The sequence below is a fragment of the Bacillus sp. FSL R5-0422 genome (genome assembly GCF_038610765.1).
GTDB classification, from domain to species: Bacteria; Bacillota; Bacilli; order Bacillales; family Bacillaceae; genus Bacillus; species Bacillus pumilus_O.
In genome coordinates this window covers 3369404-3391489 of the sequence record NZ_CP152014.1, presented here as the reverse complement: position 1 = coordinate 3391489, position 22086 = coordinate 3369404, and the positions used below count along the sequence as shown (strand labels likewise).

Below are 22086 nucleotides of genomic sequence, written 5' to 3'. Positions count from 1 at the left end.
TTCATGTCTTTTTTGATTTCGGGGAAAATAGACAGGTGAGAAACAATTGTGTACAATCAAATTGTTCGATTTTTATCGAAATGACAGGTAAATAAAGGAGAATGAACAATGGAAGTGCTCGATACGTATTTTCGCCGCTACGATGAAGCTGGAAAAGGGCAAGAACAAATGGATGAATTGCTCGCATTGTTTTCTGACGATGTCATGATTGTCTTAAATGGTGCAGAGAAGCCTGGTATCCAAGCATTTACACAGTTTTTAAACACATTTTTCCATGTGCATGAAGACATCAAACATATGTGGGATGGATGGGAAAAAAGAGAAGATGGCAAGTATGAAACCAACTGGGCCGTTTGTGGAAAACTTTCGGATGGCCGTGTTTATACAGCAGAAGGAATTGATATTGCAGAACTAGACGACAAAGGAAAAATCGTTTATTTAGAAAACGTTCCGAAAAATCCAGAGTTATTTCAGCGCTATTAAAAAGCTGGCTCATCAGCCAGCTTTTTTATTTGTCTAAAGAATAAGCCTCGATGGCTTCTTTCGCCGATGTTTCTTTATCAAACATAAGGTGGCGGCTGTACACTTCACTTAAATGCAGCGATTCTTGATCTAAGTGATCTATAAGCTCAAAGACATCTAATATGGCTGCTAATTTTATGGTCGTTTGTCCACCTGCAGCATTCTCAAAGGTTTCTTCTGGAAAGCTTTTTTTGACGATATCTTTTACTTTGCGATGGTTTTTTGCTCGCACCAAAAGGATTCGTTCTTCAAATATTTTAGCGGGCATATTGCTTGGTGATGAGATGGATTCAAATAATAACTTGGCAGAATATAGCTGACGCATAAGTAATGTCACTTCTTTCTTGCAGCTTTTCATTGTACACGCATGAAATGATTTCCAGTATGTGACTAAAATGATAACATATGAATGACGTAGTGTAGGAGAAATAGATCTATAACGGGGGGATAGTCATGAAGAAAGTGATTGATAACAGAGGAGAAACACATGAAATTTTGTTGATCATCGTCACCTTATGCTCTCTTATCACGTGTAGAAAAATTGCGAGATTAGAAAAGTATAAAGATAAGTTGAAGGGTCAATTTATACCTTACTAAGGAAAAGAAGAACACAAAAAAGCCGGCTTCCAGCGTGTAGACAAACCCTTGCATTCGGAGGCAGTCCTGCGTGCTGGTGCTCACAAATGTCAAATTCGCTCTGCGCCAGTACTCGTCCTTTCAAGGGCTACAAAGATTTTCTATCACGCTGAAAATAAGAGAAAGGGCTAAAATCAAGATCATTTTAGCCCTTTGTCAACAATATGAAGTCTCTTCCTTATGAATCAGTATCCATATGCATCCCTGTATGTGCCTTTACTTGAATTTCTGTAAAGGTGTCTTCATCTGCTTTTTCAGAAGAGAAGATCGTGCCTAAGTAAGCGGCAAGGAATCCGAGCGGAATCGAGATAATGCCAGGGTTCGACAGCGGGATGAGCGGATCTCCTGTAAAGATAGCTGCTCCCGATGGGTCCCAGACGCTTGGGCTGAGCGAGACGATGATCAGTGCGCTCAGCAGACCTACTAAGCTCCCTGCAATGGCACCCGTAGAATTAAATCGTTTCCAGAAGACAGTGAAGATAATCAATGGTAAATTTGCACTTGCTGCCACTGCGAAGGCAAGTGACACAAGGAAAGCAACGTTTAACGATTGGGCAAATAATGCAAGAATAATAGAAAGAATGGCCACGCCGATAGAAGCAAAGCGTGCGGCCTTCACCTGTTCCCGTTCACTCGCTTTCCCCTTGCGTATGATCTGACTATAAAAGTCATGCGCAAAGGCAGACGCAGCAGATAGGACGAGACCAGTTACGACCGCCAAAATGGTCGCAAAGGCAATAGCGGAGACAAAGGCAAATAACAGATCTCCACCAAGGGCTTGGGCGAGCAGTGGAGCAGCCATATTTCCTGCTGCATCTGCTGCTGTAATCGCGTCTGTTCCAACAAAGGCAGCTGCACCGAAGCCAAGGAAAACCGTCATTAAATAGAAAATACCGATGATCCACGTAGCGGATAGAACAGATTTACGTGCAGAAATGGCATCCTTCACCGTATAAAATCGGATCAAAATGTGCGGCAAACCTGCTGTTCCAAGCACTAAAGCAAGGTTCAAAGACAAGGTCTCTAAAGGCACATCATATTTATTTCCCGGGTGAAGAAATGACCCACCGAGCGGGGTCGCTGTTTTCATCTCCTCAAACATTTTGAGCAGGCTAAAATCAAACTTTGCAAATACAAGCAGTGAAATAATCAGTGTTCCTAACATGAGAAGCACAGCCTTTGTGATCTGTACCCAGCTCGTTGCGATCATGCCGCCAAACACGACATAAATGGTCATCAAGACACCAACGATTAGCACCGCAATCCAGTAATCAATGCCAAGAAGCAGCTTGATTAATGCACCTGCCCCCACAAGCTGTGCAATCATATAAAAAGTAGAGACTGTGATTGTGTTAAAAGCGGCTACTCCTCGAATGGCAGGGCGTTTAAATCGTGCAGCAATCATATCAGCCATCGTATATTTACCTAGATTTCGAAGCGGTTCGGCCACAACGTAAAGAACGACAAGATACGCCACGAGAAAGCCAATGCTATAGAAAAAGCCATCAAATCCATTCAAAGCGATCATTCCAGCGATTCCTAAAAATGATGCAGCAGACATATAGTCCCCGGCGATGGCAAGGCCGTTCTGAAACCCAGTCAGACCTCCACCTGCTGTGTAAAAGTCGCTCGCATTGCTCGTTTTTTTCGCAGCAAAATACGTGATGACCAATGTGAGCCCTACGATCGCTATGAATAAAATAAAAGCGGTCATGCTCATTCGTCATCACCTCTTGATTCAATTTTTAAAGCGCTTACATATTTGTCGAACTGAGCAGCTTTCTTCGCATAAAGTCCACATAATACCCAGGTCATCACAAATTGTGTGAGGGCGAATAACCACGCCCATGAAATCGCGCCAATTGCTGGCGTGTTCAAAAAGGTGAAGTAGGATGTAGCAACCGGAAGTGAAAAGTAAAAGAGAAAAAAGAAAATCGTCATCGGTACGATAAATCTGCGTTTTTCCTCGAGAAGTTTTCGAAAATCCTCTGCAGCGGCAACCTTCTTATAGTGAACTTTTTTGTCTGCCATTGTTTCCTCCTTTGTACGAATTAGGGACAAGGTACTCCAATGCATATGAGACGATCTGGTTGTTTATGACAGTATAGCATAAAAAAGGCACCCAGAAAGGGTGTTTGAGCCTAATTAAAACATGACTTTATCTTCAGGTATTTTTTGCTTCGCACTGGCTTAGTAATCTATGATGAAATTACTTGGAAATTTATGAGTTTATTCAGTTGTTAGAGGAAAGGCAACCTTAAGAAATGACCCGGATTTCTGTGGTAGCGGTAAGAAATATAAAAAGTCATAAGGACATTCATCTGAATCAAGGGCTGCACAGTTTATCGAAACACAAAAAAGTACGAACGAAAAATAGAAGATTATCAAAAATTTACAGGTAATATTCCTCCATGTCAGGAGGAGTGTTATAACTGCTCCACTACTTGATCCAAAAACAACCGAGTTGGCATGTTGACATTAAGAATTACATAAACATGAGAAAAAGCAGGCTAATGAAGCCTGCTTCTTTTTTAATATTTTTTCCCAAGACGTGTCGTATGTGAAACTGTTTTAACATGCTTTTTACGCTTTGAATCTTTGTAGACAGATAAGACAAATTTGTTGTTCCAGTAGCCGTTTTTCGGGCTGTAGTACGTTTTGAATGTGTAATGAAAGACTTTTTGACCTGTTGATCCTGAAGCGGATGTTACTGCTGTAGCTATTATGGCTACTGCTTTCAGTGTCAAGACTGCGCCAGCTATAGCACCGGTCCCCGTTGGTAATGCTAAAATAGCACCTGTGACAAGAGCGACAATAGCAACAGTGATGTTGAATTTGTTTTTATAGTTTTTTACAAGTCTCCATTGGTAATCTTTGTTTGTTGTGCTAATCTCGCTGTCTTCATTGATTAATTCTTTTCCAGCTTCTTTAAATTCCTCTAACTCAACTAATTCATTGTTGATACGAAGTTCTTTTTTTGCTCGGTCAAAAGAGACGGTATCAACTCGTTCGCCATTATCAATCGTTATTGTTTGAGTGCTGCCTTTGGTCACGGAATTGAAAGTATGTACCTTACCTTCAATTTCAGTTTGATAAGATTCTTTAATTTCTTGAGGTTGGTGGGTTATTGCTGCTACGGTTTGTAATGGAACTGTTAAAAATAACGTCAGGCCTAAAAGCACGATTATGAACTTTTTCATTTTGGATATTTCCCCCTTGTTTTTTGTGCAATAATGTACATATGGATAAAAAATGCTTTTCTTTTAAAAAAAGTTAATTTAGGAGTGATTGATGTGTTTTGGAATTGGGTAGTGGGCATGATCGGGATAATCCTAGGAGCTTGTATCTTTGCAACGGAGTTCGAAGATGCTACTTTCTTCACTCGCTTTATGTTCAAGCTTATTGCGATTTTACTTCTTGTGTTTTCAGTGACTTTTATTAAGTGGCGGCGGAAAAAAATAAAACAGCATAAGTCATAGTACTCCCTCCTTTTTCTTGACATGTTTTCATCCTAGCATTGATTGATTCACCTTTGGGAATTCAATGGAAAATTTCTTTTTGGGTTGCGGTGACCGCAATATAGGTTCTTTAATATGGTCTTCACTTGATAATAAAGAACAGGCTACAGAGCCTGTTCTTTTGTTTCTTAAAAAACATTGAGTCTATTTCAAAAACATCACCAAGAGCGTTTATATTCGATACTAAGCACCTTTATTTATGCTCGGGGATTTTCCATAATGTGATACTGCAAATGCGCTTATATGGGATTTAAATGGGTTAACAGCGATAGCATTTAAAAACCGATATGTCTAGTGTCCTACTTGCTTAAAAAACGTTTGCGTCATGCCGAAAATTTTACATATTAATGGATAAATAGGTTTTTATTAGGAACTGATATGCTAACATTTATTAAAAATTGGTTTTCTAGGGGGGATTGTAGATGGCGTCTATACCGTCTCCAGTTGTAGCGATCAAGATAAATGAATGGTATAAGCATATAAAAAGATTCAATGTTAAAGAGGCTCAGATGCTAAGGGAAGAGGTTAGAAAAGATATAGATGTCATGGAAGAAGATGAACAGGCGGTTCTTTATTTTCAGTTAATGGAGTTCCGTCATCAATTGATGACAGACTATGTGCAGCCTTCTAAAGAACCACTTGAAAAATCGGATTACTTGAAAGCTGTAGAAGGACAAGGAAAAAAGATGTCAGCCATTCTTGAATACTATTTTAATTTTTTTCAAGGAATGTATGAATTCAAAAATGGTGAGTTTATTAGAGCTATTGTATTCTATAAGCGTGCGGAAAAGCGCCTTGAGCAAGTAGGGGAGGAGTTAGAAAGAGCAGAATTTTATTACAAGTTATCAGAAGTGTTTTATCACATGAAACAGACACACGTATCTATGTATTACGTTGGTCTTTCTTATGATACTTATAAGGCGCAAAAGAGCAATTCCCTTTATATGATTCGAGAAATTAATTGTCTAACTGTTATGGCAGGTAATTTCATTGATTTTGAATGCAGAGAAAAAGCGCTTCCTCATTTAATGTCAGCTTTAGAAAAATCTAAAGCAATTTCTAATAAGCCAATGATTGTGAAGTCATTATTTAATATTGGGTGCTGTTATAAAGGATTAGGTGATTTTAATAGGGCGCTAGCTTATTTTAATCAGGTTATTCTAGAAGGAGAGCCTATTAATGCTATAGAGTTGCTATTGGTTTATTACGAATTATCGTTATTTCATTTGAGTCAAAAGGAATTTATTGAGGGTGAAAGATTTTTCAAAAGAGGCTTGGAAGAAGCGAAGAATAGAAAAAATGATCTGTTTTTATCGTTGCTGATGTTATTGGAAATTTTATTTTTAAAAACAGCAAACTTAAGTGAAGTCTTGAACTCGTTGGAAAAATTAGAGAATGAGAGGGGTTATCCATACATGGAAGACCTAGCGCTCGAAGCGGCTCGGTACTATAATGAGAATGGGCGTATGGATGAATCTGTAAAAATGTATGAAAAAGTGATGTACGCCCGAAAACAAATCCAAAGGGGCGACTGTTCATATGAATGTTAAAACGGTTCTTACTTGTTTTTTGGGTGCTTCAGCATTGCTAGGTGTGATCTCATTATCATCTGTCGATTTTGATGTGAATTCAAGAAATGCTACTTCTCCAGAATCCACTGATCTGACTGTAAATGCTACAGGCAGTAGCGTTACTACTGAGGGTTTTGCTGTGAGGAATGGAACCCGTTCTAGTGAAAATCCTGATGTTCGTTTTGGAACACGTGATTCTAGGTTATCTACTTGATGAATTAAACTGACCTTTAGGATTTGTCAGGCTGTCGAGAAAATCTCGACAGCTTTATTGTCCCAGAAAGGTTATCGATTCTATAAATCAGATCCGAAAGCTTGTGCTCCGTGTCCTTTTCTTGAAAGCTGCACAAGATTTCAAAAGCACCAAAAGGTCATTTCAAGACACGTGTGGGAAGCCTTTTTCATTCTCACCTTACATCATGACATGGAAAATAAAAAGAATGTAGAAAAACATGAGTTTCTCTACATTCTGTGCACCCGAAAAGGGTGCTTTCTATCGATAATTTGCAAGAAATGTTTGTCTCGCTTTTTCATATGCTTCCGCATCAAAATGATCTCCGCATTTGTGGATGCACCAAGGCTCTTCTTGCCTTGCAATGCCAACCTCATAGCCTTGTTGCATGAATTCAAAGGATTGCGAAACATCATAAAAATGAAAGCCATCAAAGAGATCCTCACGCCACTTTACATCATACTGCGTCGCCATAAAAAGACCATCAATCGCCGAAGCGTTCATATAATCTTGCGCTTCGGCCTGTTGACGACCATTTTCAAATGAAAGCAGTTGATAGGTGTCGTGACGATATTCAATGACTTTCCCCCTGCAATCAGAACTCTCCCACCAGATTCCATTGTCAGGCACGCTTTCTGCACCTATGACCCCAACCATCCCAAGTGATGGATGCTGTAAAAAAAGCGGGATCAACTCAAGAAGCATATGCTGTTTGACAATCAATGTATCTTGATGAAGATAAATTTTAAACTGAGCTGGATGAGTGATGGCTTCATTATAAGCAGAGGTCATACTGGATGCATGTCTAATCGGCAAAACCTCCACATGATATCCATGGGGAGCGGGAAGTGTAGCGAGCTGCCGAAAGCAAGCCTGAAACATCGACTCATCATTTACACATAAAACAAACAGGATGGTGGGATTACTCATGAAGCTGAACCGCCTCAACTACATACTGATAGGCGGTAGCGGCCTCATGAAAATCTGAACGAATGCTATGCTTTATGAGTAATTCATGTAAATCACTCATCACGCTCTCATAGGAAGGATGCTGAACGCGAATGGTTTTGAGTTCGCGAATACGGAAGCCTGCTGATTGAAAGAGTGCATGAATTTCATGAAGAGTAAAGAAACGCAAATGAGTTTGATCCATTAATCCTGCATCTGTATAAGTGAATCTGCCGGCTAATAATTCTAAAACGGTTGATATGTGACCGATATTCGGAATGGATGACAGAATGGCTCCTTCTTTTTTTAGGAAAGGTTTGACCTTCTTTAAAACGGCCCACGGGTCCAATAAATGTTCAAGGACATCTCCGAAAATGATGCAGTCAAATTGTTCCTGTTCGTAAGGGAGCGTCATCTGTTCAATATTTCCGCATAGCACATGATCTAGCTCTTGCTCAGCCTCTTTTGCTGCATCCTCAAACGATTCGATTCCATAAATGGTCCGGCCTTTTTGTTTCAGGACTTTTCCAAGCTTGCCTGTGCCGCATCCGATATCCAATAAAGACGTCCATTCCGCGCGGATACGGCTGACAATGACCGGGTTCACGCCATGATAATACTGATCCTTTTTTTGGTGATAATAGGAAAGGGACTCTGAACTCACGCTCTACCCACCTTTCTGCTTTCTCATTGTTTTCATGCTTAATATATGGGTGGGGAGCTTGGTTTTATAACGAGAGAAGGACAATTTTCATGAATGGTGGCTAAAAAGGGATCATATAAAGAACGGGAAACGGACTGTCCTCCTAATATAGAAAGACAGAACCCCATGAGTGGAAGGGATTGGTATGAAGGGGTGTTCTACTGTAGCGTATCGTCATGAAAGGATTTTTAAAAGGTCAATTGACAAGTCAGAACTTTTAGCCAAAGCAGTCTGAAAGACAAAGGATAACGGCGTTGATTTACGGTTTGTTTATCATCTTCTGATCACCGTTGGATGTTAAAAAAGCTTGTATTTCTTCGATGGCTAGTCCAATTTTTTTCGCTTCCTGAATCAAATAAACCCACTCTTCGTCAACTCTTCTTTTCACTTGCGTATCCATAATATCCTCCAGTTCAATAAGACATATTCATCTGCAACCAATGACTTGAACAAACCGTCTAGTAACTGTACGTGTGGATGAAAACAGCGCAAAATAGATTTTGTCGAAAAATGATGACATTTAACCTATTTTGTAAAATCTATCACCTACCACGTTCCTAAAAAAATGACTAAAAAACCCATAATTATTGATTTCTTACTTCTAATAATAAACAATTGTACAGTCAGTTAAAAGATTATAAATTAAAATAATGAAAAAGACCTAAATCATTTGGCTTATATAAACCAATTAGGTTGACATTTGCCATCGAGTAGAACAAATTTCATCTGTGCAGGACGTACATATTGTTCGTTTGGGAAGTTCTTCTCAAGATGGTATTCTAAAAGAAACAGAAACCACCAAGAAGGAATGAAGAAAGACATGTATAGCCTTTTTCAAAAGTATCAAGAAGTTGTCATGTATCTTGTGATGGGTGTGTGTACAACCATCGTCAACATAGTCAGCTTCTACTTATTCGTTGAGATGTTTTCCATGGATTATAAAACAGCTACAGTTGTTTCATGGGTATTTGCTGTTCTCTTTGCTTATATCACCAATAAGAAGTATGTCTTCAAGCAAAAGGCTCGTGATACGAAAAGCCTTATGCGTGAGCTTTCTTCATTTTTTAGTGTTCGTCTCATGTCTCTAGGTGTCGATCTGGGGCTGATGATTTTATTTGTGAGCCAATTGGCGCTCAATGAAACGGTCGCAAAAATTCTTGTCAACTTTGTGATTGTGGTCGTGAATTATGTCGCCAGTAAATGGTTCGTCTTCAAGAAAACAAAAGAAGATGCGATTTAACATATGAAAAAAGATAGGTGATGTGAAATGAGCAGCAGGCCAGACGAATTATATGACGTCATATATCAGCAAACAGAAAAGCAGCATGAACAAGTGTTGAGGCTAGTCAAAGAAATGACCGCACATCCAGAAGCGTTTTCGGAACAAGAAAAGGAAAAGATCAACCGAATGGACATTGCGCTTCAAACAGCAACGGACATTTTGCAAAACTTAATGACACCTGACACGCAAATGTCCATTGTTTTAAGACAAGGGAGAATTCATGTTGACCTGACGAAAGCGTAAAAGAAGCAGCCAATTGTGAAAGCGGCTGCTTTTTATTATGCATCGCTTGTTTCCCGCAGTTGCTTTGGAGACATGCCGATTTTCTTTCGAAAGACTTTATTCAAGTAATTCGCATTTCTATAGCCGCACTGTATGGCGATTTCTTCAATCGAATATTTTGTTGTTTTCAATAACGTTTCCGCCTTTTCTAACCGAATATTGGTTAGGTAGTGAATAGGTGTGAAGCCAGTGGCCTTTTTGAATTCCCTCGTAAAATGACTTTTGGATAAACGTGCCGCAGCTGCCATATCGTCTGGGCCAATTTCTTCGTGAAAATGATGGCTGGCAAACAAGGCCGCTTGAACGATGGGCTCGGGCCATTTCTCCATTTGTCCCTCAAGCTTTGGCAAATATGAATACAGTTCCATGACAAATTGATAAGCAAGGCTAGACCCCTCAAATGGATTGGTAATCCGTCTTTCACTGGCTTCATCATAAATGGTCTTGAGCAGGCGGATCGGTCTGGAATTCGGATGAAAACGCATGACCTGCTTTCCTTGGTCAATAAATTGGTCAAAGCAAAGATCGCAGGCTTCCCCGTAAAGCGTTAAATAGAGAAATTCCCAATGCTCACTGTCTTCTGGAAAATAATATTGGTAGGCACTAGGGCTTTTCACGAGAAAGGCCTGACCCGGCAATACTTTGAAACGTTTCTCTCCGATTTCAATCATGCCATGTCCAGACAGTGTGAGCTGAAAAATGCACTTGCCCTGATCCTTTCGCTCCACGCCATTCCAGCTATATAACGAAGAAGATTGAACTTCCCAGCCAACAGACCAGATTTGTGCCGGCAATGTCACATCAGAATGGTGAAAACGAAATGCAAATGCTTCTTTCTTCAAATTGGAAACCCTCCTTCACAGCAAAAAACAACCTTTTTCTATTTATAATCATGTTACACCTCATATCACATCGTACCATTCACAGCAAAAAAAGGGTATTTTTTAACGATTTTTTTACCATTGAACGGATGTTGCTGTGACAACTAAAATAAATAGTATCAGAAGAGAAAAGGGGAATGGATATGATCGATATGTTACGCGCGGCATTTTGCCAGCAATTTGGAGATAGAGAAGAACTTCGCTATTTTTTTGCCCCAGGAAGAGTGAACTTGATTGGTGAACATACAGATTATAATGGAGGACATGTGTTTCCATGTGCGCTTACTCTCGGAACGTATGCTGCTTGTGCAAAACGTTCAGATGGCCGCATAAGAATGTATTCCTTGAACTTTGAGGGCGATGGTGTGAAAGAATTCAATCTTTTTGAAATCGCTTACGTAGAATCGGACGGCTGGGCAAATTATCCGAAGGGTGTGTTCAAACATTTTATAGAAGCAGGAATGAAGATAGAAGAAGGCTTTGACATTGTGTACAGCGGCAATATTCCAAATGGGGCAGGTCTGTCTTCCTCTGCCTCCATAGAGCTTGTCACCGCTGTTCTCATCAATGAATGGCATTCATTCGGCGTTTCAAATGTCCAACTCGCTCTTCTTTCTCAGCGTGCAGAGAATGAATTTATTGGTGTCAATTGCGGGATCATGGATCAGTTTTCGATTGCCCTTGGAAAAGAAGATCACGCCATTTTGCTCAATTGTGATACCCTTGCCTTCGAATATAGTCCGTTTCGACAAGAAGGACTTGCGCTTGTCATCGCCAATACAAATAAAAAGCGGACACTGGCAGATTCCAAATATAATGAGCGCCGGGCAGAGTGTCAATCCGCTTTAAATGATCTACAGAAAAAAATCGACATTACCCACTTATGTGAGCTCACTGCGGATGAATTTGCAGGGGTTGCCCACTTGATTGAAGATGACATATGCCGCAAACGGGCAAGACATGTCGTGACGGAAAATGAGCGGACCATAAGAGCGATAAATTTCTTGAAAAATGATAAAATTGAAAAGTTAGGCGCACTCATGAAGGCTTCTCATCTTTCATTAAAGAATGATTATGAAGTAACAGGACTTGAACTAGATGCACTGGCTGAAGCCGCTTGGCGGCACCCAGGAACGATTGGCTCCCGTATGACAGGTGCAGGCTTTGGCGGATGCACGATCAGCATTGTGAAAGAAGAGCAGCTGGTGTCATTTATAGAAGAAACTGGTGCGATGTATCAAGAGAAAACAGGCATTCAAGCCTCCTTTTACACAGCTGGAATTGGAGGCGGCGCAAGAGAACTCACGAAGGAGGAAGTGTAATGACAATTTTAGTTTGTGGAGGAGCAGGGTACATCGGCAGTCATGCGGTGGCGGCTCTTCTAGCGAAAGGCGAACGAGTAGTGGTAGTGGATAATTTGCAGACAGGCCACAAAGAAGCTGTTTTGGAAGGAGCTGTCTTAGAGAAGGGGGATTTACGAGATCACGCTTTTTTAAGACAGGTGTTCAAAACGCATCAAATAGAAGCGGTCATGCACTTTGCGGCAGATTCACTTGTTGGGGAGAGTGTGACAGACCCGCTTAAGTACTATGACAACAACGTTGGCGGAGCAACTGCTTTACTACAAGTCATGAATGAATTTGATGTGAAGCACATCGTCTTCTCTTCCACTGCTGCTGCATACGGTGAACCGAAGCGGGTACCGATCGTTGAAACGGATGAAACGAACCCAACAAATCCTTATGGAGAAACGAAACTAGCGATTGAAAAAATGCTGAAGTGGTCTGAAGAAGCGTATGGAATAGAATACGTAGTGCTTCGCTACTTTAATGTAGCTGGTGCCCATACAGAAGGGCTTGTCGGAGAGGATCATCAGCCTGAGACGCATCTCATTCCAATTATTTTGCAAGTTGCTTTAGGAAAACGAGATCAAATCATGATTTATGGTGATGATTATGAGACAGAGGATGGCACGTGTATTAGAGATTACATTCATGTGATGGATTTAGTAGAGGCACACATCCTAGCTGTTGACCGCTTGCGTGCTGGAAAAGGCAGTGCGACCTACAACTTAGGGAATGGAACAGGTTTCTCAGTGAAGCAGGTCGTAGAAGCCGTCAGAAAAGTCACGGGGCATGCCATCCCGGCACAAGTGGTAAAAAGGCGCGCGGGAGATCCAGCAAAGCTGATTGCTTCTTCTGAAAAAGCGCTGCAAGAATTAGGATGGACACCTCAATATGCTGACCTTCACACGATCATTCAGAGTGCGTGGGATTGGTTTCAAAAGCATCCAGATGGCTATCAAAGTGAATAAAACGTAAAGACAGGCAAGAGAGGGGGCAAAGGGAATGGCGATTGATATTTTTGAAAAGCTGGAACAGCTGATTCAATATGGGATCAATAAAAAGCTCATAACATCACTAGATATCGAATATACGAGAAATCGATTGCTTGAGGTGCTCAGGCTTGATGAAGCGGAAACAAGAACAGTCCCAGGAGAAGAAGACCTTGAAGACATCTTAATGCCAATGCTCGATTGGGCAGTAGAAACAGGGCTAATTCCTGAGGGGACGGATACGTATCGTGATTTACTAGATGCGAAAATTATGGGCTGTTTGGTGGCTCCTCCAAGTGTTATCTATGCGAAGTTTGAAGAGAAGCGCAAGCAGGAGGGACCGAAGGCTGCTACGAGCTGGTTCTATGAGATGCAGAAGCATGCCCATTACATTCATACAGGCAGGATCGCCAAAAATGTACAGTGGTTTACACCAACAGACGATGGCGTGCTGGAGATCACCATTAATCTATCAAAGCCAGAAAAAGATCCTAAAGCCATCGCTCAAGCGAAGAAGCTCAGTCAAAAGCAATATCCCCTTTGTCTCCTTTGTAAAGAAAACGTTGGGTTCGAGGGCAGGGTCAATCATCCAGCGAGACAGAATCATCGGATCATTCCTGTGTCACTCTCAGGCGAATCGTGGTTTCTGCAATTTTCACCTTATGTGTACTACAACGAGCATTGCATAGTGTTCAAAGGCAAACATGAGCCAATGAGCATCACCAAAAAGACCTTTGAACGACTGCTTTCCTTCATATCTATATACCCGCACTATTTCATCGGGTCAAACGCCGACCTTCCGATTGTCGGAGGCAGTATATTAAGTCATGACCATTTTCAGGGCGGTGCACATGAATTTCCGATGGCAAAAGCAGAGATGGAAGAAGTCTTTTCTCTCAAAGCCTTTCCAAATGTGCGAGCTGGTATTGTGAAATGGCCGATGTCTGTGATCCGCCTTCGATGCAGTGAGCAGCAGTCGCTCGCAGACGCAGCAGATTTTATCTTACATGAGTGGAAACTGTATTCAGATGAAGAGGTGGGGGTGATCGCTCATACAGGAGAGACTCCTCACAATACCATTACTCCTATTGCTCGGCGTCACGGGGATGACTATGAATTAGATTTAGTGCTGCGTAATAACCGGACAAACAAGCAGCACCCGGACGGCATTTTCCATCCGCACGAAGAAGTTCACCATATTAAAAAAGAGAATATCGGATTAATTGAAGTCATGGGCCTTGCTGTGCTTCCTGGTAGATTAGCAGAGGAATTAAGCCAATTAAAAGAGGCTTTACTATCCGAAAGTCCACTTGAAGAAATCAAAGCCCGTCCTGAAATCATGAAGCACGAGGCTTGGGTAAAGCGGATGCTTGAAGAGAACACCTTTACAGAGGATAATACTCAAACCATTTTACAAAAAGAAATTGGTGTTATTTTTTCTCGAATTCTCTCACAGGCAGGTGTGTTTAAAAGAACTGAGCAAGGGAAAACAGCTTTTAACCGTTTCATTCAAACACTTCAAACAGGCAGGTGATTAGATGATTGAACAAGTAAGAGAGCTAATGGAAGATAAGCAGCTTGATGGGGTTTTGATTCAAAAACGAAATAACTTCTCATGGCTGACAGGCGGAAGAAGGAATCATATTGTGTTAAATACGCCAGAGGGTGTGTGCCAGCTACTCGTCTTAAAAGACGACATCGTTCTGATTGTGAATCAAATGGAAGAAAAGCGGATCATTGAAGAAGAAATGGCGTACGTCGATCATCCGTTCCAAGTGGTCACAATGGATTGGTATGAGGATGAGACCCCATACATTCAAGAACTCACAAAAGGTAAACGAATTGGGACGGATATTCAAATGGAAGGATTCGAATGGATCGAACCGGATTTGTCGCATGTTCGCTCGATCCTAACTGCTTCACAGCTCAGACAATATGAAAAACTCTGTCATGAAACAGCAGTCATTGTAGAAAGTGTCTGTCAAGAAATCGTTCCAGGGCAGACCGAGCACGAAATTGCTTCGCTTGTTGCTCAAAGAGCCATTGCTCAAGGGATGACGATAGAAGTCCTGCTTGTGGCAACAGATGATCGGATCCATCAATACCGTCACCCGATTCCAACAGATAAAGCCCTTCAAAAGCACGCGCTTGTTGTTCTCTGCGCGGAGCGTCACGGGCTCGTTGCAAATGTCACAAGGTCTGTTTACTTTGGTCAGCTTCCGAAGGAGCTTGCAGAGAACAAAGAGCGGCTAGCACGAATTGACACGGTCATGAATGCCGCCACACGTCCTGGGAAAACATTAGGTGATGTTTTGAAAGCAGGTATTGCTCAGTATGAAAGAGAGGGCTTCCCTGATAGCTGGAAAAAGCTCCATCAAGGGGGAAAAACGGGATTTGTATCTAGGGAAATCATTGCCGTTCCTTCAGCAAAGGAAGAAATTCAGATGCATCAAGTGTTTACATGGAACCCTTCATTGCCTGGACTGAAATCAGAGGATACGATTGTGGTAGAAAAAGAGGGCAACCGTTTTTTAACGTATACAGGCAAGTGGACGTACATGGACATTGAACATGAAGGGAACATCTATAGACGACCTGACATCTTAGTGAGAGATGAATAAATGTAGATTGCCGGCGCTGAGCCGGTTTTTTGCTGGAAGTCTCTAGAGAGATTCCACTAATTCAGCATCATTACCAATTCTTACAGCGTATACACAGAGGATCGATACTTTCTTTTCTTGTGAACTTGCGTTAAAATGAGTAAGGTTTTTGTTAAATGTGGGGATACCTATTTCGAAATTGTTTACCTAGATAAAATTTCATTAAGTTAAATTGAAATTTGACCAAACTTTTTTATTGTGGTAAACCTAAATTTGACAAAGTTCTTGATTGTTTGTCCTTTGCCTTCAACTCTCAACTTTTCAAAATCCTAGAAATTTATTGTGTGTGCAATAATATAAATTTATGTCGAATTTATGACATTTTAATAGAAATCTGTTGAAAAATAAATGAACTTTTGAAAAAAGGGAAGCTAACTCTAACAGATTTTGATAGCATTACAAAGGGAAGAAAAGTTTTCGAAGGCAGATGGCTTTTCACAATTATTCAGCAATTTATACATTATCTAAGGAAGGATGGTGATCTTCTTGTTCAGAGCCATTAAACCTATGCTTTTATTAGCGATGCTCGTGAGTGTTTTTCTATTAGGAGGTTGCAGCAATATCGCTGTTTTAGATCCTAAAGGACCTGTCGCAGCACAACAAAAAGACTTAATCCTTTTATCCATCGGATTCATGCTCTTTATCGTTGGTGCGGTATTTGTATTGTTTACCATCATTTTGGTTAAATACCGTGAGCGTAAGGACGTTGGAAACGCCTCTTATAACCCAGAACTACACGGGAATACGCTTCTAGAAGTTGTCTGGACAGTGATCCCAATATTAATCGTTGCTGCCCTTTCAGTTCCAACTGTAAAAACCATTTACTCTTTGGAAGAGGCACCTCAAGCAACAAGCCATAAAGATCCTCTTGTCGTTTATGCTACAGCTGTTGATTGGAAATGGATTTTCAGCTATCCAGAGGAAAATATTGAGACAGTGAACTACTTAAACATTCCAAAAGATCAGCCGGTTTTATTCAAAATCACTTCTGCTGATACAATGGCATCACTATGGATTCCTCAGCTAGGCGGGGAGAAGTATGCGATGGCTGGAATGGAGATGGAACAATATCTTCAAGCTGATCAAGTTGGCACATATGAAGGAAGAAACGCCAACTTCACAGGCGAGGGCTTTGCTCAGCAAAAATTCAAAGTCAATGCGATGAAGCAGTCTGACTATGATAAATGGGTAAGCAAAACGAAAAAAGAAGCTCCGAAGTTAACGAAGAAAACGTATGACTACTTGATGCTTCCTGATGCTGCAGATGTGCAGACATTCTCATCAACACATTTATCCTTTGCGAAGCATGGAGAGGATTCTGAATACGCACTCCAAGCACGCAAACGTTTAGGTTACCAATCAGTTTCTCCGCATTCCAAAACAGATCCTTTCGAGAATGTGAAGAACTATAAAAGAAAACTAGATAATGAATAAACTGACTAAGGAAAGGAGGAGGCCGTTATGCATTTGAAATGGGATGAGTTTTTTGTAACTGGAGACCCATTAATTCTTGGTGCGCAAATTTCTATCGCTCTTACTTCCATTGCTATCGTGTTTGTTTTAACCTACTTTAAAAAGTGGAAATGGCTCTGGAAAGAATGGCTAACATCAGTTGATCATAAAAAGCTTGGGATCATGTATATCCTTGCTGCTGTGATTATGTTCTTCCGCGGTGGGGTAGACGGACTGATGATGCGCGCACAGCTGGCGCTTCCTAATAATACGTTTTTAGATTCCAACCACTATAATGAAATTTTCACAACGCATGGTACGATCATGATTTTATTCATGGCGATGCCATTTTTAATTGGTTTAATCAACGTCGTTGTACCTCTTCAAATTGGTGCGCGTGACGTTGCATTCCCTTACTTGAACAACCTGAGTTTCTGGACATTTATGGTCGGAGCGATGCTGTTCAACATTTCCTTCGTTATTGGAGGATCACCAAGTGCAGGCTGGACGAGTTACATGCCGCTCGCCGGAAATGACTTCTCACCAGGACCTGGACAGAACTATTACTTGCTCGGGCTCCAAATTGCAGGTATTGGTACACTTATGACGGGTATTAACTTCATGGTGACCATCTTAAAAATGCGTACAAAAGGTATGACGCTCATGCGTATGCCAATGTTTACATGGACAACATTGATCACGTCTGTCATCATCGTATTCGCATTCCCTGTACTAACAGTTGCTTTAGCACTTATGACATTTGATCGTTTATTCGGTTCTGCATTCTTTACACTCGAAGCAGGCGGTATGCCAATGCTTTGGGCGAACCTTTTCTGGATTTGGGGACATCCTGAGGTATATATCGTTATCCTGCCGGCTTTCGGTATTTTCTCAGAAATTTTTGCAACGTTCTCAAGAAAACAGCTGTTTGGTTACAAAGCGATGGTTGTATCGATTGTGGCAATCTCTGTTCTTAGTTTCCTTGTGTGGGTTCACCACTTCTTTACAATGGGGAACAGTGCAGCGGTTAACTCATTCTTCTCGATTACAACAATGGCGATTTCTGTACCAACAGGTGTGAAAATCTTTAACTGGCTCTTTACGATGTATCGTGGCCGTATCAGTTTTACTTCACCAATGCTTTGGGCACTTGGTTTCATCCCGAACTTTGTTATCGGTGGTGTGACTGGGGTTATGCTTGCGATGGCAGCTGCGGATTACCAGTACCATAACACGTACTTCCTAGTATCCCACTTCCACTATGTATTAATCGCAGGTACTGTCTTTGCATGTTTTGCTGGTCTTGTTTTCTGGTATCCAAAAATGTTTGGTTACAAGTTAAACGAAAGAATCGGCAAATGGTTCTTCTGGGTATTCATGATCGGATTTAACATCTGTTTCTTCCCGCAGTACTTCTTAGGACTGCAAGGAATGCCAAGACGTATTTATACGTACGGACCAGAAGATGGCTGGACTGCACTAAACTTTATTTCAACAATTGGTGCATTTATGATGGGTGTCGGATTCATCATCCTTTGCTACAACATTTACTACAGCTGGAGACACGCGAAACGTGAAGTGTCTGGAGACAGCTGGGGAGAAGGACGTACTCTTGACTGGGCGACATCTTCTGCAATTCCGCCGCATTATAACTTTGCAGCACTTCCAGAAGTGACAACACCAGATGCATTCCATCATTGGAAGCAAAACAATGTAGACGTTCATCCTGAGAAAGAATTCAAGAAAATTCACATGCCGCACAATTCAGGTAGACCACTTATCATGTCTGCATTCTTCGGACTTGGAGCATTCGGTCTTGTATTTGAATGGTACTGGATTGGCGTTATTGGCTTAATCGGTGTATTCGCAACAATGATTTTACGTTCATTTGAATATGACGATGGCTACTATATTCCTGTTGAAGAAGTGATTGAAACAGAGAAAAAGAATAAGGAGGCGCAGAAGTAATGGGACATAATGATAGCAGCTATGCAAATGCACCGCTTGAATATCAGTCTGAAACGGGACGTTTAAACATTCTTGGTTTCTGGATATTCCTTGGCGCGGAAATCGTGTTATTCTCAACACTTTTTGCGACCTACTTTGTTCTTCATGGCAGAACAGCTGGCGGCGTTTTACCAGCTGAGCTGTTTGATATGAAGCTTGTATTGATCATGACATTCCTGCTATTGGTTAGTTCATTTACATGTGGGATTGCTGTTCATGAAATGCGCCGTGGAAGTACAAAAGGGGTTGTCATTTGGACAATTCTTACACTGCTTCTAGGTGCAGGATTTGTTGGATTTGAGCTTTTTGAGTTCTTCCATTATGTACACGAGGGTGCGAGCATCCATACAAGTGCGTATTGGTCTGCATTCTTTGTACTCTTAGGAACTCACGGATTACACGTATCTATCGGTATCTTCTGGATTACCGGGGTGTTGTTCCAAATTAAAAAACGTGGATTAACTCCACAAACAGCATCGAAGATTTTTATCTCAAGTCTATACTGGCATTTCCTTGATGTTGTATGGATCTTCATCTTCACAGCTGTTTACTTGATCGGATTAGGGGGGCTTTTGTGATATGGCTGGAAAAACACATTCCTCAGCAGAGCACGAACACTTCCCTTGGAAACACGTAGTTGGCTTCATTCTATCCATCGTGCTAACCGTTTTAGCATTCTGGATTGCTATTGGAGCTGAAATTGGCAGTTCTGCAAAACTATGGATTATCTTTGGTTTTGCTTTCATTCAAGCGTTCTTGCAGCTATTCATGTTTATGCACATGACAGAAAGCGAGAACGGAACTGTTCAAGTCGGAAATACATTGTTTGGTCTGTTTTGTGCGATTATCTTCGTTATCGGATCTGTTTGGATCTTTGCGGCTCACTACAGCCACGGAGAGAACAGCAAAGACGGTTATTCACCTTCTGCGCCAAAGCAATCTGAGCATTCAGAGAAATAATAAAAAACCACTCATCTTTCAAAGGTGAGTGGTTTTTATCTTTGATGTTGATAACGCCCTTCAATAAGTGGGGCGTTATTTATCTGGTGCTACTGAATCTTTTACGAATGAATGGAAGTCCATAAATGAGGAACGCTGCAATGTGTGCCAAAATGACGTTAATGGCAAAGAATGCAATCATGAAGGTATGTCCTGCTGGAGATAAACTGCTTGTCATGTAAAGACCGAAGAAAATCCACATAATCATAATGGGTGGAATAGAAGCAAGTGCAATTTTTCTGTTTTCCAACCATAAAAACAGGGGTGTAGCCGTTGCAATACATAGGTACGCAAAGAACATATCCATCGTATCCAACTCCTTTGTAAGTTGATGTTCAATTCAAATGAGAGGTCAGGATGCAATTGTGTCTGTTTTTAGGAGATATTATGAACATTTTGTTACAAGTATTATACCACAATTGACTTTGAAGTAAACTCAATAATTGGAAAATGGGCCTTATTCCGTAGAAGGTGGATTTTTCTTTTTCTCTTCGTACAGCTTATGTTGGTTTAATAATTGCTTGTCATATCGCCACATAGGTCATTGAATTTTCCCCTTAATATCTGTAAAATAATCTTTTTAAAGGACTCATGATCGGTTGAATGAAAAGAGTATAGAGGAATTTTTTCCTATTGTTAGGATGAAAAGTATTTCATTTTTTGAAAAATGATTGGAACCTTTCGGATGTATCTTCCGTCATATTTAAGGTGAGTTGCTTTTGTGAAAATTTCAATCTAATATAAATAAGGGCTTTTATGTTTTGTAATAAGGGTGGTTAGTTCATGAATAAGAGGAATACATCTCCATACTATCAAGGGGATTTCATTTTTATATTTTTAGCCTTCTTTGCCATTAGTGTCATTTCTATATATGCTGCGGGTCAGTTTGAACAATATGGTAGTGGTGCATGGACAAGGCAAATCATTTATTATCTCATTGGAGCAATTTGCATTGTAGCTATTAATTATTTAGACCTTGAACAGCTTGAAAAGTTGAGTATATACATCTTTCTAGGTGGGATACTTCTTCTAATTATTTTAAAATTGAGCCCCGCTCAGATTGGGGGTAAAGACTTTGCCCCTGTAAAAAACGGAGCCAAAAGTTGGTTTATAATTCCGGGGATTGGAACACTTCAGCCTTCAGAGTTCATGAAAATTGGTCTGATTATGATGCTCGCGTCTGTCATTGGAAAGTCTACACCTAGGGGAAAAAGGACATTAGAAGATGATATTATTCTATTATTAAAAATTGCGGGAGTGGCAGCTGTACCAGTTGGACTGATTTTCTTGCAGGATGCAGGTACTGCTGCTGTTTGTATGTTTATTGTAATGGTAATGGTATTTTTATCTGGAGTTAATTGGAAGATAATTTCATTGATTGGTTCTGTTGTTGTACTCTTAATAATTACGGTTCTGTCTGTAGTTTTATTATTTCCAGATTTCGCTAAAGAAAGTCTTGGTGTTAAACAATATCAAATCAATAGGATTACTGCTTGGATTCCAGATAGTTCTGCGAACTCTGAGGAAACTAAAATACAAGATGCTACAAGTAGTGATAAGTTTCAGGTTGATAGGGCCATTATGGCTATTGGGGCTGGACAGATTTTTGGGAATGGGGTTAAAAACTTAAAAGTCTATGTCCCAGAGGCACAAACAGACATGATTTTCTCCATTATAGGAGAAGCCTTTGGTTTTATTGGCTGTGCGTTTGTTGTGATCATGTTCTTCTTCTTGATCTACCGGCTTGTCGTGCTGATTGATCGTATCCATCCTTATAGCCGATTTGCGTCATTCTTCTGTGTAGGATATACAGCACTTATTGTAATCCATACGTTCCAGAACATTGGGATGAACATCGGCGTAATGCCTGTAACAGGGATTCCGCTCCTATTTATCAGCTTCGGAGGAAGCTCTGTTTTATCTGTTCTCATTGGATTCGGAATTGCTTATAACGCAAGTGTTCAATTAACAAAATACCAAAGTTATTTATTTAAATAAAACGGGTAAGGGCAGTCTAAGCATAGACTGTCTTTTTTCATTCGAGTTTTAATTTTTGAA

General features: G+C 40.7%; 23 protein-coding genes. 14 read left to right on the top strand and 9 right to left on the bottom strand.

Going from position 1 to position 22086, the window contains the following annotated elements:
• Window positions 1-108: 108 nt before the first annotated feature.
• On the top strand, window positions 109-483 hold the full coding sequence (locus tag MKX52_RS17400) for a nuclear transport factor 2 family protein (RefSeq protein ID WP_088002521.1): 375 nt from the start codon (window positions 109-111) through the stop codon (window positions 481-483).
• 25 nt (window positions 484-508) lie between these two features.
• On the opposite strand, the gene MKX52_RS17395 is transcribed toward MKX52_RS17400, so the two are convergent.
• The 4 genes from MKX52_RS17395 to MKX52_RS17380 form a co-directional block, all read right to left on the bottom strand.
• Complete coding sequence (locus MKX52_RS17395; protein WP_342491128.1) at window positions 509-847, bottom strand: DUF4288 domain-containing protein; 339 nt, start codon at window positions 845-847, stop codon at window positions 509-511.
• A 489-nt stretch (window positions 848-1336) separates the two neighbouring features.
• The gene (locus tag MKX52_RS17390) at window positions 1337-2878 is read right to left on the bottom strand and encodes a cation acetate symporter (protein WP_144459735.1); all 1542 of its coding nucleotides are present in this window, start codon (window positions 2876-2878) and stop codon (window positions 1337-1339) included.
• Window positions 2875-3189: a DUF485 domain-containing protein gene (locus tag MKX52_RS17385; protein WP_342491127.1), complete on the bottom strand. Its 315-nt coding sequence runs from the start codon at window positions 3187-3189 to the stop codon at window positions 2875-2877. The genes MKX52_RS17390 and MKX52_RS17385 overlap by 4 nt, the downstream gene beginning before the upstream one ends.
• A gap of 500 nt (window positions 3190-3689) precedes the next feature.
• Entirely contained in the window at window positions 3690-4358 is a 669-nt protein-coding gene (locus tag MKX52_RS17380) for a hypothetical protein (RefSeq protein WP_012011682.1), read from the bottom strand.
• 740 nt (window positions 4359-5098) lie between these two features.
• Here MKX52_RS17380 and MKX52_RS17375 point away from each other — a divergent pair.
• Window positions 5099-6226, top strand: coding sequence for a Rap family tetratricopeptide repeat protein (locus MKX52_RS17375; protein WP_012011680.1), 1128 nt, complete (start codon window positions 5099-5101; stop codon window positions 6224-6226).
• Window positions 6216-6461, top strand: coding sequence for a hypothetical protein (locus MKX52_RS17370; protein WP_342491126.1), 246 nt, complete (start codon window positions 6216-6218; stop codon window positions 6459-6461). Before MKX52_RS17375 ends, MKX52_RS17370 begins: the two co-directional genes overlap by 11 nt.
• Window positions 6462-6740: 279 nt before the next feature.
• On the opposite strand, the gene MKX52_RS17365 is transcribed toward MKX52_RS17370, so the two are convergent.
• From MKX52_RS17365 to MKX52_RS17355, 3 genes are all read right to left on the bottom strand, one after another.
• Window positions 6741-7409 (bottom strand): glycosyltransferase family protein, encoded by a 669-nt coding sequence (locus MKX52_RS17365; protein WP_342491125.1) that lies wholly within the window; start codon window positions 7407-7409, stop codon window positions 6741-6743.
• Window positions 7402-8091, bottom strand: coding sequence for a class I SAM-dependent methyltransferase (locus tag MKX52_RS17360; RefSeq protein WP_342491124.1), 690 nt, complete (start codon window positions 8089-8091; stop codon window positions 7402-7404). Before MKX52_RS17360 ends, MKX52_RS17365 begins: the two co-directional genes overlap by 8 nt.
• Before the next feature lie 298 nt (window positions 8092-8389).
• The gene (locus tag MKX52_RS17355) at window positions 8390-8530 is read right to left on the bottom strand and encodes an anti-repressor SinI family protein (RefSeq protein ID WP_003215413.1); all 141 of its coding nucleotides are present in this window, start codon (window positions 8528-8530) and stop codon (window positions 8390-8392) included.
• A 456-nt stretch (window positions 8531-8986) separates the two neighbouring features.
• On the opposite strand from MKX52_RS17355, the gene MKX52_RS17350 reads away from it, so the two are divergent.
• Window positions 8987-9370, top strand: a complete 384-nt coding sequence (locus tag MKX52_RS17350) for a GtrA family protein (protein ID WP_180992577.1) — start codon at window positions 8987-8989, stop codon at window positions 9368-9370.
• 27 nt (window positions 9371-9397) lie between these two features.
• Entirely contained in the window at window positions 9398-9655 is a 258-nt protein-coding gene (locus MKX52_RS17345) for a hypothetical protein (protein ID WP_216888305.1), read from the top strand.
• Between the two features lie 35 nt (window positions 9656-9690).
• Here the strand turns inward: MKX52_RS17345 and MKX52_RS17340 are convergent, their stop codons facing one another.
• Window positions 9691-10536, bottom strand: coding sequence for an AraC family transcriptional regulator (locus MKX52_RS17340; protein ID WP_003214606.1), 846 nt, complete (start codon window positions 10534-10536; stop codon window positions 9691-9693).
• Between the two features lie 176 nt (window positions 10537-10712).
• Between MKX52_RS17340 and MKX52_RS17335 the strand changes: the two genes are divergently transcribed.
• The 8 genes from MKX52_RS17335 (at window position 10713) to qoxD (ending at window position 19989) form a co-directional block, all read left to right on the top strand.
• Window positions 10713-11897 carry a galactokinase gene (locus tag MKX52_RS17335; RefSeq protein WP_342491123.1) on the top strand — a complete coding sequence of 395 codons (1185 nt, stop codon included), beginning with the start codon at window positions 10713-10715 and terminating at the stop codon, window positions 11895-11897.
• The gene (galE, locus tag MKX52_RS17330) at window positions 11897-12889 is read left to right on the top strand and encodes a UDP-glucose 4-epimerase GalE (RefSeq protein WP_342491122.1); all 993 of its coding nucleotides are present in this window, start codon (window positions 11897-11899) and stop codon (window positions 12887-12889) included. Before MKX52_RS17335 ends, galE begins: the two co-directional genes overlap by 1 nt.
• A gap of 34 nt (window positions 12890-12923) precedes the next feature.
• The gene (galT, locus tag MKX52_RS17325; RefSeq protein WP_342491121.1) at window positions 12924-14444 is read left to right on the top strand and encodes a UDP-glucose--hexose-1-phosphate uridylyltransferase; all 1521 of its coding nucleotides are present in this window, start codon (window positions 12924-12926) and stop codon (window positions 14442-14444) included.
• A 4-nt stretch (window positions 14445-14448) separates the two neighbouring features.
• On the top strand, window positions 14449-15531 hold the full coding sequence (locus tag MKX52_RS17320; RefSeq protein ID WP_012011670.1) for an aminopeptidase P family N-terminal domain-containing protein: 1083 nt from the start codon (window positions 14449-14451) through the stop codon (window positions 15529-15531).
• Window positions 15532-16047: 516 nt separating this feature from the next.
• A complete protein-coding gene (gene qoxA, locus MKX52_RS17315) occupies window positions 16048-17004 on the top strand; it encodes a cytochrome aa3 quinol oxidase subunit II (RefSeq protein WP_088002709.1) in 957 nt (318 codons plus the stop codon).
• A gap of 27 nt (window positions 17005-17031) precedes the next feature.
• Entirely contained in the window at window positions 17032-18990 is a 1959-nt protein-coding gene (qoxB, locus tag MKX52_RS17310) for a cytochrome aa3 quinol oxidase subunit I (protein ID WP_003215069.1), read from the top strand.
• Complete coding sequence (qoxC, locus tag MKX52_RS17305; protein WP_012011668.1) at window positions 18990-19607, top strand: cytochrome aa3 quinol oxidase subunit III; 618 nt, start codon at window positions 18990-18992, stop codon at window positions 19605-19607. Before qoxB ends, qoxC begins: the two co-directional genes overlap by 1 nt.
• 1 nt (window position 19608) lies before the next feature.
• Window positions 19609-19989 carry a cytochrome aa3 quinol oxidase subunit IV gene (gene qoxD / locus MKX52_RS17300; protein ID WP_012011667.1) on the top strand — a complete coding sequence of 127 codons (381 nt, stop codon included), beginning with the start codon at window positions 19609-19611 and terminating at the stop codon, window positions 19987-19989.
• 79 nt (window positions 19990-20068) lie between these two features.
• Here the strand turns inward: qoxD and MKX52_RS17295 are convergent, their stop codons facing one another.
• The gene (locus MKX52_RS17295) at window positions 20069-20335 is read right to left on the bottom strand and encodes a spore morphogenesis/germination protein YwcE (RefSeq protein ID WP_003215279.1); all 267 of its coding nucleotides are present in this window, start codon (window positions 20333-20335) and stop codon (window positions 20069-20071) included.
• 476 nt (window positions 20336-20811) lie between these two features.
• On the opposite strand from MKX52_RS17295, the gene MKX52_RS17290 reads away from it, so the two are divergent.
• A complete protein-coding gene (locus MKX52_RS17290) occupies window positions 20812-22026 on the top strand; it encodes an FtsW/RodA/SpoVE family cell cycle protein (RefSeq protein ID WP_144468027.1) in 1215 nt (404 codons plus the stop codon).
• Window positions 22027-22086: the final 60 nt, after the last annotated feature.